This window comes from Curtobacterium sp. PhB78 (genome assembly GCF_003751685.1).
Taxonomy (GTDB): Bacteria; Actinomycetota; Actinomycetes; order Actinomycetales; family Microbacteriaceae; genus Curtobacterium.
Window position 1 is genome coordinate 78,682 of sequence record NZ_RKIA01000004.1, and the last position, 14,777, is coordinate 93,458.

A 14,777-nucleotide genomic window follows, 5' to 3' on the forward strand; every position below is an offset into this window, starting at 1 on the left:
GCAGAACGGGACTCGGCAAGCCTATCGGATTCTCGCCTGGAAGCCAGCCGACCGCGCACCGTACGCCTCCTGTCGGGCGTGTGTCGTGCCTCCCGAGTCTCCGCTGTGAGCACGCCAGCCTGACGGACAGGTGTCGTCCTCGTGTGTACCGTCCAGGGAGTTCCAGCGCCGAAGAACCCGAGGAGGACCGGATGGTCAGGCATCCCCTCATCGACGACGTGGTCGGTCCCGCCATCGTGGTCGAGTCCGCCTCGCCGGTCGTGTGGCTGACGGACGCGCTCGCCTCACTGCTCCGTCGTTCGGCGGACGCCGGCCGCATGGTCGTGCTGCGGACCGGGCGCGAATCCGCGATCACCCCCGCCCTGCGGCACGCGCTCGGTGCCTACGGTGCCGCGTGGGCCGTCGCCGACTTCGACGGGACACTGCGCGACGGCCGGACGGGTGCGGCAGCCTCGGGCATCGAGGACTTCGTGCACCGCGGCCCCGAACTCGTCGGCACACCGTCGCCCGAGCACCCGGTCGCAGCCGACTCCGTCCGCCAGATCAGCATCGACCTGACGCTCCGCCACCACGCCGAGCGTGCCGTGGACATGGGGTCCGCGATCGAGGCCCTGTGCCACACCGTCGGCACCTGCCCCACCCGCTGGGGCACCGCGGAACCGCTCACCGTTCCGTGGGACCGATGGGTCGTCACGCAGTACGCCAAGCACGAGGCACCCGGGGTGTCGACCTCGTACGCCGTCGGCGAGGGCTTCTCTGCCACGATGACCGCCCACCTGGTCGGTGGTGTCGTCGTCGAGACGATGTCCGCCGTCTTGACCGTGCCCGAGGAGAACACCGACCCGGAGCTCGCGAACCGCCTGTTCGACGCCGTGCAGCAGGTCGCCGACCAGGTCGTGCCCGTCTTCGGTGTGGTGATGCAGCGCCGGGGGGACGCCGACCAACTGATCCGCGCGGTGTCGCACGGCGAGCCGTCGCCGCTCGCCGTCGTCGTCGGACCCGAAGCCTCCGAGTTCCTGGACCGCGACGGGGTCTGGCCGCCACCGCGCACCACGACGGCGACGTTCGGCACCCGGTCCGGGGCAGGCGACCGGTCCGGGGCGGGCGGCCCGTTCGGAGCAGGCGACACCGGTGCCGCTGACAGCGTCATCGTCGACGGCGGCATGATCGTCCGCTTCGAGGACGGCTGGGAAGCCCTCGAGTCCTTCCTCGACCGCATCGACGAGGACCGCTTCCTGCAGCTCGTCGGCGGAGCGCCCCTCGACCCGGCCCACGACGAGGGCACGCTCGACGGACACGTGCGGGACGCCCGGGTGGCAGGCGGTCACGGTGCCGCGTGACGTCACCATCCTCTGCCGCCAGCCGGTCGAGCCGCGGGAGGTCGCCGAGGCGCTGCTCCTGCACGACGAGTCCTGGGGCGTCCGAGCACTCGACGACGGCCCGATGCTGCAGGTCTGCCGCGACGCCACGCACCCGGTGATCACCGTGCTCGGGGTGCGGCGGGTGGACTCGTTCGACGAGGTCGAGCGGATCCTGCCGGACGCTCCCACGATCGCGACGCCGCTGTGGTGGGTCGACACCGTCACCCCGGCGGGGGCCGACGGCGAGTCCGGGATCTCGGCGGCGCTCGAGGCCGCGCTCGACCTCGACGCGGTCTGCATCGTCCACGGCGACTGACAGAGCCGACGCGGCCTGCCGGCGACGTCCGCCGGACGCGACGACTGCCGGACGCCACGCCTGCCGGAGCGACTCGTCGCGCTGATCGGCCACGCTGTGCCCCCAGTTGTGGTGCGAACTCACGTTTCGAGACCCGCGAGTACCCAGCGCCGCTCTACGGTGTGAAGACCCGAGCCGACGAGCCGGGCGAGCACGCTCCTCGTCGGCACCCTTCTCACTGAACAGGGCTCCAGTGCGTACACACCACCAGGGGCGCGCCGTCGCGCGCGCTCGCAAGATCCTCACCGGCGTGGTCGTCGCCGGTCTCGCGGGCGTCGCGCTCGTCGGGGTCGGCGCGACCACCGCGTCCGCCGCGGCACCCGCGCAGACCACCTTCGTGAACGAGGGGTTCACCGGCGCGAGCGCCGGCGACGCCTACATCCTGCCGTCGACGCAGTCCGGTGCCGCGAACGTCGCGTGCCTCACGGCGAAGCCCGCAGCAGGTTCGGCGAACACCGGCTCGATCCCGACCTGTGCGGGCGCGACGGACGCCGACGGCAGCGGCGCGCTCCGCCTGACCGGTGCGGTGAACAACCAGGCCGGTGGCCTCGGTGCGAAGCAGTCCGTGCCGATCACGAAGGGCATCGACGCGGTCTTCGACAGCTACCAGTACAACGGATCCTCGGCCGACGGCATCGTCTTCTACCTCGCTGCGACCGACCCGTACAACCCGACCGTGCCGGCGAAGATCGGCTACCTGGGCGGTTCGCTCGGCTACAGCGCGAGCACGACGAACAACGCGCAGGGTCTGTCCCACGCGTACCTCGGCATCGGCCTCGACCGCTACGGCAACTTCGGCAACCGCCAGTTCGGTGGCACCGGGTGCGAGTCCGACCAAGCGACCAACGGCAGCCTCACGGCCAACGCCGTCACGGTCCGTGGCCCCGGCGACGGCGGCACCGGCTACTGCGTGCAGTCCCGCACCGTGGTCAACGGGTCGCTCAACAAGACCGGCGTCACCGACCGTGCGCAGGCCAAGGTGCCCGTCGAGATCGTGATCAACCCGACGTCGTCGGCGCTCGCCGCGCAGGAGAACAAGTCCGTGACGGTCGCGGCAGGCAACTACGCCGTCATCTTCACCTCGATCGGTGGCACGCAGCAGATCGTGACCGGGGCGCTGCCGAAGCTCACCACCGGCAACGCCGCGAACGTCGACCCGTCGTGGGTCGACCCCGCCACCGGCTACCCCTACAAGCTCACCTACGGCTGGGTCGCGGGTACCGGCGGACAGAACGACATCCACGAGGTCAACTACCTCCGCACCACGACGGCTGCCGGTCCGGTGCCGGTGCTGACCGCCAGCACGGGAGGCACGGCCACCGTCGCGCACGCCGGTTCCGGCGCGTACACGGTCACCCCCACCGTCTCCGCTGACGGTGGCTCCGAGTCGCAGCTCGTGCGCACGACCACCACGTTCCCGGCGGGCGTCACGCCCGACGTCTCCGGTGTGACCGGTGCGGGCTGGACCTGCCAGCCGCCCGTCGGGCAGGTCGTCACGTGCGACCAGGCCGTCGACGCCGGATCGCCCCTCGCCCCGGGCGCCGAGCTGCCCACCCTCTCCATCCCGTACTCGGTCACGGGCGCAGCGCGTACCGCGACGATCTCCACCGTCGTGGCGTCGACCGACGCCGAGGCGGTCACCGTCACCCGCGGCCTGACCGTCGAGCCGCAGGGCACGACGCTCACGGTCGCCGACGCCACCGCGACCGTGGGCGACACGGTCACGCTGACCGCCCAGGTCGCGTCGTCCGCGAAGACCGGTGCGACCGCGCCGACCGGCACCGTCACGTTCACCGACACCGAGACCGGCGCGGTGCTCTGCACGGCGACGATCGTCGACGGTGCGGCCTCGTGCGACACGACGACGTCGACGGTCGGCACCAGCGGGGTCACCGCGACCTACGAGGGTGACGCGGACCACACCGCTGCGTCCGGCACGGGTGCGCTCACCGCGACCAAGGTGCCGACGGCCGTCGCGGTCGAGTCGACCCCGACGTCCGCTGCGTACGGCGAGCAGATCACGCTCGACGTCACCGGCCTGGGCTCCGGCTCGGAGACGGTCGCCGCGCCGACCGGCACGGTCGAGTACCGCGAGGGCTCCACCGTCCTGTGCACGGCGACGCTCCCCGACACGAGCTGCGTGGCCGAGGGCCTCGGTGCCGGCACGCACACGGTGACCGCTGTCTACTCCGGCGACGCGCTGCACGCCGGCTCGACCTCGGTCGCAGTGGACCTGACGGTCCGGAAGGCCTCGACGACCATCGGCACCCAGCCCGGTACCGGTGGTGGCGACCCGAGCGACGGCGGTGACCCGAGCGACGGCGGCGACCCGACCGCACCCGACACCACGGTGACGGTCACGCACGGCGAGACCACCACGCTCGACACCCCGAACGTGCCCGAGGACGCCACCGGCACCATCGAGTACGTCACCGACGACGGCACCGTCCTGTGCACCGCGACGCTGCCCGACACCACGTGCGCGATCCCGTCCGACCTGCCGGGTGGCAAGTACACCGTGCACGCCCACTACAGCGGCGACGACAACTACGAGGCCGCCGACGGTGCGCCGTTCGAGCTGGTCGTGACCGCGCAGTCGACGGCGCTCGTGGCGAGCACCGACGCGACGGCTCCGGTCGTCGGCTCGAAGGTCCGCCTGACCGCATCCGGCCTGCCCGCCGGCGCGACCGGCACCGTGACCTTCACGGCAGCGGACGGCTCCGTCCTGTGCACCGTCACGCTGCCCGAGACGACCTGCGAGACCGACGCCCTGCCGGTCGGCACGAACACGGTCACGGCTGCCTACAGCGGTGACGCGTCGTTCGCCGCGTCGAGCAGCGCGCTCGAGGTCGTCGTCGCGGCGCTCCCCGCCGTCGAGCCGACGCCGGAGCCGACCGACGAGCCGACCACGCCGGAGACCTCGGCGCCCGCCCCGGGACCGTCGGACTCCGCCGACCCCTCGGCGACGGCCGCACCGATCGCCCCGTCGGCATCGGCCACCGCGTCCGCCACGCCTGCGCCGACCACCACCGGTGCGCTCGCGTTCACGGGCTCGCCAGTGGCCGTGGGCACCGCGATGGCACTGGCGGCAGCGCTGCTCATCGCGGGCCTGGTGCTCCTGATGGTCCGTCGCACCCGAGCTGCTCGCGGCACGGTCGCTGACACCACCGCGGAGTGACCGACCGCACGGACGAGGACGGCGCCCCGGGCAGATGCCCGGGGCGCCGTCCTGTTCGTGCGCCTGGTGTCCGTCAGTCGCGGCGCGCGGTGTCGGACGCGTTGATCGCCGCCAGACGTTCGTTGTACGCCTTCAGGTCGGCGTCGCCGTCGCGTTCGGCCTTGCGGTCGAGCCGCTTCGCGTCGCGCTTGTCGGTGCGGATCCAGTTCCGCACCACGAGCAGCGCCACGAACACCATCGGCAGTTCGGACGCGCCCCACGCGATGCCGCCACCGGTGTGCTGGTCGTCGAGCAGCGCGGCGTCGTTCGTCTGGCCGAGTGCGTGGAACCAGTCGATCGCGAACACCGACTGCGAGGTCATCACGGCGACGCCGAAGAACGCGTGGAAGGCCAGGGTGGCCAGCAGCGCGATGATCAGGATCGGGTACGGCGGACGCTTCGGCCCCGGGTCGACGCCGACGAACACCCAGAAGAACAGGTACCCGCTCAGCACGAAGTGGACGACCATCGCGACGTGCCACTCGTGCGACTGCATCGCCGCCTGGTACGCCGGCGTGAAGTAGAACACCACGAGCGACCCGGCGAAGATCACACCGGCGACGGCGGGCTTCCCCATGAACTGCATGTACCGGGAGTGCACGAAGAGCATGAGCCACTCGCGGGCCCCGCGGGAACCGTCGTTGCGGACCGGCAGGGTGCGCATGGCGAGCAGCACCGGGCCGCCGAGCACGAGCGGCAGCGGCACGAACATCATGAGCAGCATGTGCTGGACCATGTGCGACGAGAAGTGGATCATGCCGTACACGGCCGGTCCGGCCGACGTGGTCCAGATGAACAGGGCGCAGCCGATGACCCACGCGATGGTGCGCCCGACGGGCCACTTGTCGCCGCGCTTCCGGAGCTTCCGCACGGCGAGCAGGTACCAGACCGCACCGACGACGGCGAGCCCGAGCCACACCCAGTCGATGTGCCACTGCGTCAGGTACGTGTGCATCGTCTGGGCCGGCGGGAACGGGAACCCGATCAGGCCGGAGCGGGTGTCCTCACCGGTCTCGGGTGTCTGCGGGATCGGCGGCTGCGAGCGGGACACGGCCACCGAGACGCCGATCGCGACGGCCATGAACACGATCTCGGCGAGCGCGAACCGGGTGAACCGACGGCGGTCGAGCGGCGCGCGGAGCAGCCCGGGCACCAGCTTGCGGCGCTGCACGACGCCGGCGATCCCGAGCAGCACCAGGATGACGGCCTTGACCGTGATGAGTGCGCCGTAGGGGGTCGTGACCAGGTCGAGCGGACCGGTCAGCCGCAGCGAGGCGTTGACGATGCCGGAGAACGCGACGGCGCCGAACGACCACCCGGCCAGCGTGGAGTAGCGGGAGACCACCCGACCGGTCGCGCCCTTCGTGCGGGTGCGCAGGAGCACGACGGCGACGAGCCCGCCGGCCCAGACGCACACCCCGATCAGGTGGATCGCGAGGGAGTTCACGGCGTTGGCGTGCTCGAGCGAGCCGGCGGCGTGGCCGGACAGTGCCAGGGGGAGCAGGGCGAAGAGGCCGAACACGGTGGCGACGGCGAGCGTCGTGACCCGGGTGGCGAACGCGGCGAGCACGGTCGCGATGAGGATCGCCGCCGCGGAGACCACGAGCGCCTGACCGATCTCGACCTGGAACGCGAACAGCATGAAGTTGCGGGCGAACACCGGACTGGTGAGCGGGACGCCGAGGGTGTTGGCGCCGGTCAACACGACGGTGACGGCCGCGGCGAGGAACCAGATCGATCCGGTCGCCGCCGCCCAGCGCGTGGCGCGGTGCTGCACGCTCGACAGTGCCCGGTGGTCCTTCTTCTGTGCCGGCAGCGCGAACGCGGCGACGATGAGCAGGCCGACGGTCAGCGCCGCCATGGTGTCGTGCACCACGCGGGCGATCGGCAGGCCGTACTCGACCACGTCGCCGGCGGACACCAGCTGCTGGTTCGCGGTGAACGCCCCGGTGATCGTCAGGCCGAGGATCGAGCACGCGACCGCGAGCGGGATGGCGACGACCAGCACGGTCGCGACGGTGGACGTGCGCGCGGTGACGGGCGCGGATTCCGGCGCCGGGCCTCCAGGCTGGGTTGCGGGGGACGTGACGGTCATCAACCTTGTTCCAGGGACGCGTGCGTCCGCGAGACCGCGGACCCTCCATGGTAAGCGGGTCGGTCTGGAGGCACGGCGCGAGTCGCCGGAATCGGCTGCGGCCCGCCTCAGGCTCGCGCCGACGACCCCTGCAGGTCGCGGATCCGGCCCAGCTCGTCGAAGTCGACCGTGATGGTCCCGTCCGCCAACGTCAGCGTGCGCCCGTCCCAGGGGACACCGCGGAGCGACGCCCAGCTCCCCACGGCGCGGCGGTGGTCGTGCACCTCGGTCGTCTGCAGGCCCTCACCGAAGACGCGGACCATCCGGGGCACCGTCGGTGGCGCGAACAGCAGGCCCTCGAACAGCACCCAGAGGCGGGAGCCTCCGCCGACGTGCCCGCCGAAGCCGAACCACGAACCCGTCGCCAGCCGTGCCGCGATCGACATGTCCCACGCGAACTCGTACCCGGCGTCTGCGGCGTCGGCCTGCCGGTGCTCGCCGAACGGGACCTCGCCCTGCACGAGTTCCGGGATGCCGAGCCGTTCGCCCAGCGCGCGGGTGGCGTTCGCGGCGGCGAGCACCGACGCGGGGTACTGCGACGGGTTCGCCCAGCCCCAGAGCCAGCTGCGCGGCCCCGGTGCGGCCGACCCCAGGAGCTGGATCCGGAACTCGCCCGGGTGCGGCCCGACGAACTGCAGGGTGCCGGCGGCGAGGTCGACGTTCCAGCGTTCGTGGTCGTCGTACAGGTCGGCGAGCTGCAGCTGCGCCTCCCAGGCCAGGAAGACCCCGTCGCTGACCAGATCGTCCATCCCCCGTGAGCGCGCCATGGGGGAACCCTACGCCGGGCGGTGTTCCCAGATCCCCTCGCTGCCGACGCCCACGAACCCGACGGCCTCGTTCACGTCGAGCATCGGTCGGTTCTCCTCGGCGTTGAACGTGATGATCGAGGGGTGCCCCGGGTGGTCGCGCTCGATCGTCTCGATCCCGACGACCTTGAGCAGCCAGCCGAGCCGGTGGCCGCGGTGCTCGCGCAGCACGAGGGTGTCGCCCTGCATCACGGGCTGGGCCACGGGCCCGGGGACGGCGAGTTGGGTGAAGCCGACGAGTCCGCCGGACGACACGTCCTCCACGGCGACGGTGCGCATGGTGCGTGGGCCGTCGTCGAGGTGCTGCTCGTGCGTCCGGAGCCGATCGACCGTCCAGGCGTCCTCGGGCTCGGCCATGTCGCCGGCCGGGGCATCGGTGCTCATCCGGGTCAGGAGGAGTGCGACGTCCGTCTGCCAGCGGGGCGGAGTCGGCCCGGCCCAGGTGTGCACGCGGTACCGGTCGGCCGCCGCCCGCGTCGCCGCCGCGCGGATGCCGGCGAGTGCATCGGGGGCGGCTGGGAGCTCCAGACGGCTGATCCGGTTCACCTGGCCGAACCGCCACCCCCGGCCCGTCAGGAACCGGGCTCCGGGGTCGTCCTCGGGCACGGCGCCGAACCCGGTGGGTGCTCGGAGGTAGCCGGGGCCCGCTGCGGGGCCGACCTGCCGTGACACGGCGTACGTCTTCCACTGCGTGCGGCCCTGCTGCCTCGCGACCGCTTCGACGTGCTCGGCCAGGAGCGTGCCGATGCCACGGCGCCGGTGCTCGGGCGCCACGCTGACCGCCATCCAGCAGTTCGGGGCGTCCGCGACCGCCTTCGATTCGTACGAGCCGGCCCCCACCGCGGCCCCCTCGTCGTCACGGACCAGGAACAGTCGGCTGGGCGCGTCGGGGTCGATCAGGTACGGCAGTTGTTCCTCGGGCGTCCAGAGCAGTTCCGGCAGTCCGGTGATCGACACCTCGGCGCGGTTCTGCACGTCGACCCACTCGCGGAACGCCCGCACGGTCCCCGGGTCGTCGTCCATCGTGGCGGGGACCACGAGTTCGTGGACGGTGTACGCGGTCATGTCGGTTCCTCCCAGCGGTGCGACGCCGCCCGGCCCCGGACAGCCTCGCAGCATATCGGCGGGGGTCCGCTGCCGCTAGGCTGCACGGCGTGCTGCTCTCCGATCGCGACATCACCGCCCAGCTCGCCGAGGGCCGGATCGGTCTCGACCCCCACGACGCCTCGCTCGTCCAGCCGTCGAGCATCGACGTCCGGCTCGACAAGTTCTTCCGGCTGTTCGACAACCACAAGTACCCGCACATCGACCCGGCGGTCGACCAGCCCGACCTGACCCGGCTGGTCGAGACCGACCCGGACGAGGCGTTCGTGCTGCACCCCGGCGAGTTCGTGCTCGGCTCGACGTACGAGGTCGTCACGTTGCCCGACGACATCGCCGCACGGCTCGAGGGCAAGAGCTCGCTCGGACGCCTCGGCCTGCTGACCCACTCGACCGCGGGGTTCATCGACCCCGGGTTCTCCGGCCACGTGACGCTCGAGCTGTCGAACGTCGCGACGCTGCCGATCAAGCTCTGGCCCGGCATGAAGATCGGGCAGCTGTGCTTCTTCCAGCTGTCCAGTCCCGCCGACAAGCCGTACGGCTCGGCCGAGTACCAGTCGCGGTACCAGGGCCAGCGCGGGCCGACCCCGTCCCGCTCGGCGCAGAACTTCCACCGCGCGGACGTCTCAGCGCGCCCCTGACCGCGGTCCGTCCGACCCGGAACGACGTCCTCGACGTCGTGCGACATCGATGACGTCGTTCCGGGCCGAGGACTCGCGTCATCCAGCGGACGAAATGTCGCATGCTGTGTATCGTTGCAGCATGTCCGCAGTCCCTCCACGTCCGATGCCGACGGTGTCGGCGGCCGCGCTCATCCGTGACGCCCGCGATCGAGCCGAACTGACGCAGGTCCAGCTCGCCCGTCGCGCGGGCGTCACGCAGAGCGTCATCAGCACGTACGAGAACGGTCGCCGCGAACCCTCGCTCGCCGCACTCCAGCGCATGCTCCGGGCCGCGGGCTTCACCACGTCGATCGACCTGCTGCCGGTCGAGGACCCACCGCCGCTGCGTGAACGCGTCGCCGCCGCGCGGCAGGACCTGATCGCCGTCGTCGAGCGGTTCGGTGGCCGGAACCCCCGGTTGTTCGGCAGCGTCGCCCGTGGGGACGACGGCCCGGGCAGCGACGTCGACCTGATGATCGACGTCGACGCCGGGCTCGGCATCTTCGCGCTCATGCGCATCCAGGACGGCGCCGAGCGACTGCTCGGCGTGCGCGTCGATGTCGTGGACGCGGCCGGCATGAGCCCCGAGGTCGTCCGACGCGCGGTGCCGCTGTGAGCCAGGAACCGGTGACGCCCCGGCTGGTCGGCGATCGACTCGACGACGTCATCGGTGCGTGCGAGGCCATCGGCCGGTACGTCGGCGACGAGCGGCTGCCCGAGGACCTGGTGCACGACGCCGTCCGGATGCGGTTGGTCGAGATCGGCGAGGCGGTCCGTGTCCTACCGAGCACCGTCACCGCGAGCGAGCCGGACATCCCGTGGTCGCGGGTGTCCGACCTCGGCGACCGGCTGACGCGGCGCTACTTCGACACCACCCGCGCGGTGGTGTTCGGCACGGCCCACACGGACGTGCCGCACCTGGCCGACGCGGCGCGGCGGTTGCGCGCGACCCGGCCCTGACCCGGCGGGTCGCGCGGGCACCGGACGTGCGTGCACGGCGGACGGGAGGCACGGATCACGACGTGCCCCGGGCCTCCCGTCCGACCGTGGCCGGCCCCACGACGACGCAGGACGGCCCCGTCTCGCCGAGGCGAGACGGGGCCGTCCGTGTGAGCGGGGGAGATCAGCCCTTCTTGGCGAGCTCCTCGAGGGTGTCGTTGCCCTTGTAGGCCTCGACCGCGTTGTCCTTCGTGACCAGGATCGGCGTCAGCTCGACGGCCGGGACGACCTTCGCACCGTTGTCGTTGTTCTTGTCCTTGGTCGTCTTCGGGGTCTTGCCGTCGGCGAGGTCGGACACCAGGTCGATGGCCGCCTGGGCCTCTTCGGTGGTGTTCTTGTAGATCGTCGAGTACTGCGTGCCCTTCATGATGAGCGGGATCGAAGCGGTCTCCGAGTCCTGCCCGGTCACGACGGGGTTGTCCTTGCCGGCGGCCTTGGTCGCGGTGAGGATCGCACGGGCGAGGGTGTCGTTCGGCGACAGGACGCCGTCGAGCTTGGTGTCACCCGTGTAGTACTGGGCCAGCAGGTCGGTCATGCGCGACTGGGCCTTCTGCGCGAGCCAGCCCTGCGTGTTCACCTTGGCGAACGTGGTCTGACCCGAGACGACCTTCAGCGTGCCGTCGTCGATCTTCGGCTGCAGGACGTCCATCGCACCGTTGAAGAACACGGTGGCGTTGGCGTCGTCCGGCGAACCGGCGAAGAGCTCGACGTTGTACGGTCCGTCGCCCTTCTTCTCCTCGAGGCCCTTGAGCAGTGCCTGGGCCTGCAGCTGGCCGACCTTGAAGTTGTTGAACGCGACGTAGTAGTCGACGTTCTTCGTGTTCAGGATGTTGCGGTCCCAGGCGATGACGGTCGTGCCCTGGGCCTTGGCGGCCTTGACCTGCGAGCCGAGCTGCGAACCGTCGGCAGCACCGATGATGATCGCCTTCGCACCCTTGGTGACCATGCCCGAGATCTGCGACTGCTGGTCGGGGACCGGGTTGCCGGCGTTGGCGTACTGGATGTCGGCCTTGAAGCCGGCGTCCTCGATCGACTTCTTGAACGCGGCGCCCGCGAGCACCCAGTTCTGCGAGGTCTTGGCCGGCAGGGCGACGCCGATGAGGTCGCCCTTCTTGATGGACGAGCCGGAGCCGTCGCCCGAGTCGGAGGTGCCACGAGCCGAGCAGCCGCTGAGGGCCAGGCCCGCGACGAGTGCCAGACCGATGCCGGCGATGAGCTTCTTGCGCATGAGAGTGCTTTCTCTTCGTTGAGGTGGTGGTGCTGTGAGGGGAAGGGTTGGACTAGGGGAGGGTGATCTTGTCGGGCTGGTCCTCGATCGAGCGCGGCTGCTGCTGGGCCGCGGGGACCTCGGCTGCGTCCTTGCGCTGGAACTGCCGCATCATGCCGCCGATGAGCGATGGGCGGCCCTGCGACTTCGAGTAGACGTCGAAGGCGACGGCGATGAGGAGCACGAGACCACGGATGATCTGGACCTTGTTGGACTCGATGCCCATCAGCTGCAGACCGTTCGACAGCAGCGCCATCACGAGGCCACCGATGATGGAGCCGGAGATGGTGCCGATGCCACCGGCGACCGCTGCACCACCGACGAACACGGCGGCGATCGCGTCGAGCTCCCAGCCGGTGCCGTCCGCGGGGCCCGAGGCGTTCGAGTACCCGACGAACACCATGCCGGCGATCGCGGCGAGGACCGACATGTTCGCCATGACGAAGAAGTTCACCTTGCGGGCGCTGACGCCGGACAGGACGGCGGCGCTGGAGTTGCCACCGACCGCGTAGACCTGGCGACCGAAGATGGTGTTCTTCGTGATGAAGCCGTAGACGATGGTCAGGACACCGAGGATGATCGCGACGATCGGGATCGACGTGCCGACCGGGCCGGCGCCGAACAGGTACGTGGCGACGAGGGTGACGGCGACCAGGATGCCGGTGCGGACGACGGAGACCCACAGCGGCGGGACCTCGGCCTGCATCTTGCGGCGACGGGCACGACCGCGGACCTCGACGATGATCAGGACGGCGATGGTCACGGCGCCGATCAGCAGCGTGCCGTTCGAGAACCCGAAGTCGGGGCCGAAGTCACCGAGGAAGCCGGAGCCGATGGTGTTGTAGCCGTCCGGCGTCGGGACCGAGGTGGACGCACCGATGATCTGGTTCGCACCGCGGAAGATGAGCTGGCCGGCCAGGGTCACGATGAAGGCCGGGACCTTCACGAACGCCACCCAGAAGCCCTGCCAGGCACCGACGAGCGCACCGACGACCAGGCCGAGCACGATCGCCAGCCAGACCGGGAAGTGCCAGACCGACATCGACTGGGCGACGATGATGCCGACGAACGCCGCCACCGATCCGACGGACAGGTCGATGTGGCCCGCGATGATCACCATGACCATCCCCAGCGCGAGGATGAGGATGTAGGAGTACTGCAGGAACAGGTTGATGACGTTGGTGGGCTCGAGGATGAGCCCGTCCGTCGTGAACCAGAAGAAGATGACGATCGCGACGAGGGCGATGATCATGCCGTACTGGCCGATCGAGTTGCCCTTGCCGAAGAGCAGTTTCAGGTTGTTCATGAGACGGGAGCGCCCTTCCGCGCGGAGGTCATGCTGCGCATGAGCGTTTCTGGATCGGCCTGGTCCGCGGGGACGTCGGCCGTGATCTGGCCCTCGAAGATCGTGTAGATGCGATCGGAGAGGCCGAGGAGTTCGGGGAGCTCGGAGGAGATCAGGATGATGCCCTTCCCCTGTGCTGCGAGCTGCTGGATGATGCCGTAGATCTCGAACTTCGCGCCCACGTCGATGCCGCGGGTCGGTTCGTCGAGGATCAGGATGTCCGGGTCGGTGAACATCCACTTGGACAGGACGACCTTCTGCTGGTTCCCGCCGGAGAGCTTCCCGACGTTCTCCTCGACGCTCGGCACCTTGGTGCGGAGCATCTTCCGGTACTTCTCGGCGACGTCGTACTCCTCGATGGAGTCGACGACGCCGCCCTTCGAGATCTTCTGCAGATCGGCGGAGACGGTGGACCGCTTGACGGTGTCGAGCAGGTTGAGGCCGAGGGCCTTGCGGTCCTCGGAGACGTAGCCCATGCCGTTCTGGATCGCCTGCTGGACGTTCGTGACCTTGATCTCGTGGCCGTCCTTGATGATCTCGCCGCCGAGCCAGGTGCCGTAGGAGCGACCGAACAGGCTCATCGCGAGCTCGGTGCGGCCGGCGCCCATCAGGCCCGCGAAGCCGACGATCTCGCCACGCTTGACGTGGAAGTTCGAGCCCTTGCAGACCAGGCGGCTGGCGTCGAGCGGGTGCTGCACGGTCCAGTCGCGGACCTCGAAGAAGGTCTCGCCGATCTTCGGGGTGCGGTCCGGGAACCGGCTCTCGAGCGACCGGCCGACCATGCCGCGGATGATGCGGTCCTCGTTGACGCCGTCGCCCTTGACGTTCAGCGTCTCGATGGTCTTGCCGTCACGGATGATCGTGATCTCGTCGGCGATCTGCTCGATCTCGTTGAGCTTGTGGCTGATGATGATGCTCGAGATGCCCTTGGCCTTCAGCCCGACGATCAGGTCGAGCAGGTGCTGCGAGTCGTTCTCGTTCAGGGCCGCGGTCGGCTCGTCGAGGATGAGGAGCTTGACGTCCTTGTGCAGGGCCTTCGCGATCTCGACCAGCTGCTGCTTGCCGACACCGATGTTCTTGATCTGGGTGTCCGGATCGTCGGCCAGGCCGACGCGGGCGAGCAGGTCCTGCGCACGGAGCTGGGCGCTCGTCCAGTCGATCACGCCGAACTTGCCGGGCTCGTTGCCGAGGAACAGGTTCTCGGTGATCGAGAGCTCCGGGATCAGCGCGAGCTCCTGGTGGATGATCACGATGCCGGCCTGCTCGGACTGCTTGATGTCCTTGAAGCGGACCTCTTCGCCCTCGTAGACGATCTCGCCGTCGTAGGTGCCGTAGGGGTAGACGCCCGACAGGACCTTCATCAGGGTCGACTTGCCGGCGCCGTTCTCGCCGCAGATCGCGTGGATCTCGCCGGCACGGACGTTGAGGGAGACCTCGGACAGCGCCTTGACACCAGGGAACTCCTTGGTGATCGAGCGCATCTCGAGGATGGTCTCGGGTGCGGTGATCGACCGGGTCTCGAGGCCGGTG

At 70.3% G+C, this 14,777-nt stretch carries 12 protein-coding genes; 6 read left to right on the top strand and 6 right to left on the bottom strand.

What is annotated here, in order from left to right; all coding sequences use genetic code 11:
• Positions 1–191: 191 nt before the first annotated feature.
• From EDF53_RS10240 to EDF53_RS10250, 3 genes are all read left to right on the top strand, one after another.
• Positions 192–1,340 (top strand): DUF6177 family protein, encoded by a 1,149-nt coding sequence (locus tag EDF53_RS10240; RefSeq protein WP_123293482.1) that lies wholly within the window; start codon positions 192–194, stop codon positions 1,338–1,340.
• Positions 1,330–1,677, top strand: a complete 348-nt coding sequence (locus tag EDF53_RS10245; RefSeq protein WP_123293483.1) for a hypothetical protein — start codon at positions 1,330–1,332, stop codon at positions 1,675–1,677. The genes EDF53_RS10240 and EDF53_RS10245 overlap by 11 nt, the downstream gene beginning before the upstream one ends.
• A gap of 232 nt (positions 1,678–1,909) precedes the next feature.
• Positions 1,910–4,894, top strand: coding sequence for an Ig-like domain repeat protein (locus EDF53_RS10250; protein WP_123293484.1), 2,985 nt, complete (start codon positions 1,910–1,912; stop codon positions 4,892–4,894).
• A gap of 73 nt (positions 4,895–4,967) precedes the next feature.
• Here the strand turns inward: EDF53_RS10250 and EDF53_RS10255 are convergent, their stop codons facing one another.
• From EDF53_RS10255 to EDF53_RS10265, 3 genes are all read right to left on the bottom strand, one after another.
• On the bottom strand, positions 4,968–7,028 hold the full coding sequence (locus EDF53_RS10255; protein ID WP_123293485.1) for a cytochrome c oxidase assembly protein: 2,061 nt from the start codon (positions 7,026–7,028) through the stop codon (positions 4,968–4,970).
• A 107-nt stretch (positions 7,029–7,135) separates the two neighbouring features.
• Positions 7,136–7,834 carry a DUF6882 domain-containing protein gene (locus EDF53_RS10260; protein WP_148058313.1) on the bottom strand — a complete coding sequence of 233 codons (699 nt, stop codon included), beginning with the start codon at positions 7,832–7,834 and terminating at the stop codon, positions 7,136–7,138.
• 9 nt (positions 7,835–7,843) lie between these two features.
• On the bottom strand, positions 7,844–8,938 hold the full coding sequence (locus EDF53_RS10265; protein ID WP_123293487.1) for a GNAT family N-acetyltransferase: 1,095 nt from the start codon (positions 8,936–8,938) through the stop codon (positions 7,844–7,846).
• Positions 8,939–9,027: 89 nt separating this feature from the next.
• On the opposite strand from EDF53_RS10265, the gene dcd reads away from it, so the two are divergent.
• From dcd to EDF53_RS10280, 3 genes are all read left to right on the top strand, one after another.
• The gene (gene dcd / locus EDF53_RS10270; RefSeq protein ID WP_111085408.1) at positions 9,028–9,615 is read left to right on the top strand and encodes a dCTP deaminase; all 588 of its coding nucleotides are present in this window, start codon (positions 9,028–9,030) and stop codon (positions 9,613–9,615) included.
• A 121-nt stretch (positions 9,616–9,736) separates the two neighbouring features.
• Positions 9,737–10,252: a helix-turn-helix domain-containing protein gene (locus EDF53_RS10275; RefSeq protein ID WP_165932432.1), complete on the top strand. Its 516-nt coding sequence runs from the start codon at positions 9,737–9,739 to the stop codon at positions 10,250–10,252.
• Complete coding sequence (locus EDF53_RS10280) at positions 10,249–10,596, top strand: DUF86 domain-containing protein (protein ID WP_123293489.1); 348 nt, start codon at positions 10,249–10,251, stop codon at positions 10,594–10,596. The genes EDF53_RS10275 and EDF53_RS10280 overlap by 4 nt, the downstream gene beginning before the upstream one ends.
• Before the next feature lie 163 nt (positions 10,597–10,759).
• Here the strand turns inward: EDF53_RS10280 and EDF53_RS10285 are convergent, their stop codons facing one another.
• Genes EDF53_RS10285 through mmsA form a run of 3 tightly spaced genes read right to left on the bottom strand, consistent with a single transcriptional unit; the run spans position 10,760 to position 14,728 of the window.
• On the bottom strand, positions 10,760–11,863 hold the full coding sequence (locus EDF53_RS10285; protein ID WP_123293490.1) for a sugar-binding protein: 1,104 nt from the start codon (positions 11,861–11,863) through the stop codon (positions 10,760–10,762).
• Positions 11,864–11,915: 52 nt separating this feature from the next.
• Positions 11,916–13,208 carry a multiple monosaccharide ABC transporter permease gene (mmsB, locus tag EDF53_RS10290; RefSeq protein WP_123293491.1) on the bottom strand — a complete coding sequence of 431 codons (1,293 nt, stop codon included), beginning with the start codon at positions 13,206–13,208 and terminating at the stop codon, positions 11,916–11,918.
• The gene (gene mmsA / locus EDF53_RS10295) at positions 13,205–14,728 is read right to left on the bottom strand and encodes a multiple monosaccharide ABC transporter ATP-binding protein (protein WP_123293834.1); all 1,524 of its coding nucleotides are present in this window, start codon (positions 14,726–14,728) and stop codon (positions 13,205–13,207) included. The genes mmsB and mmsA overlap by 4 nt, the downstream gene beginning before the upstream one ends.
• Between the last annotated feature and the right edge of the window lie 49 nt (positions 14,729–14,777).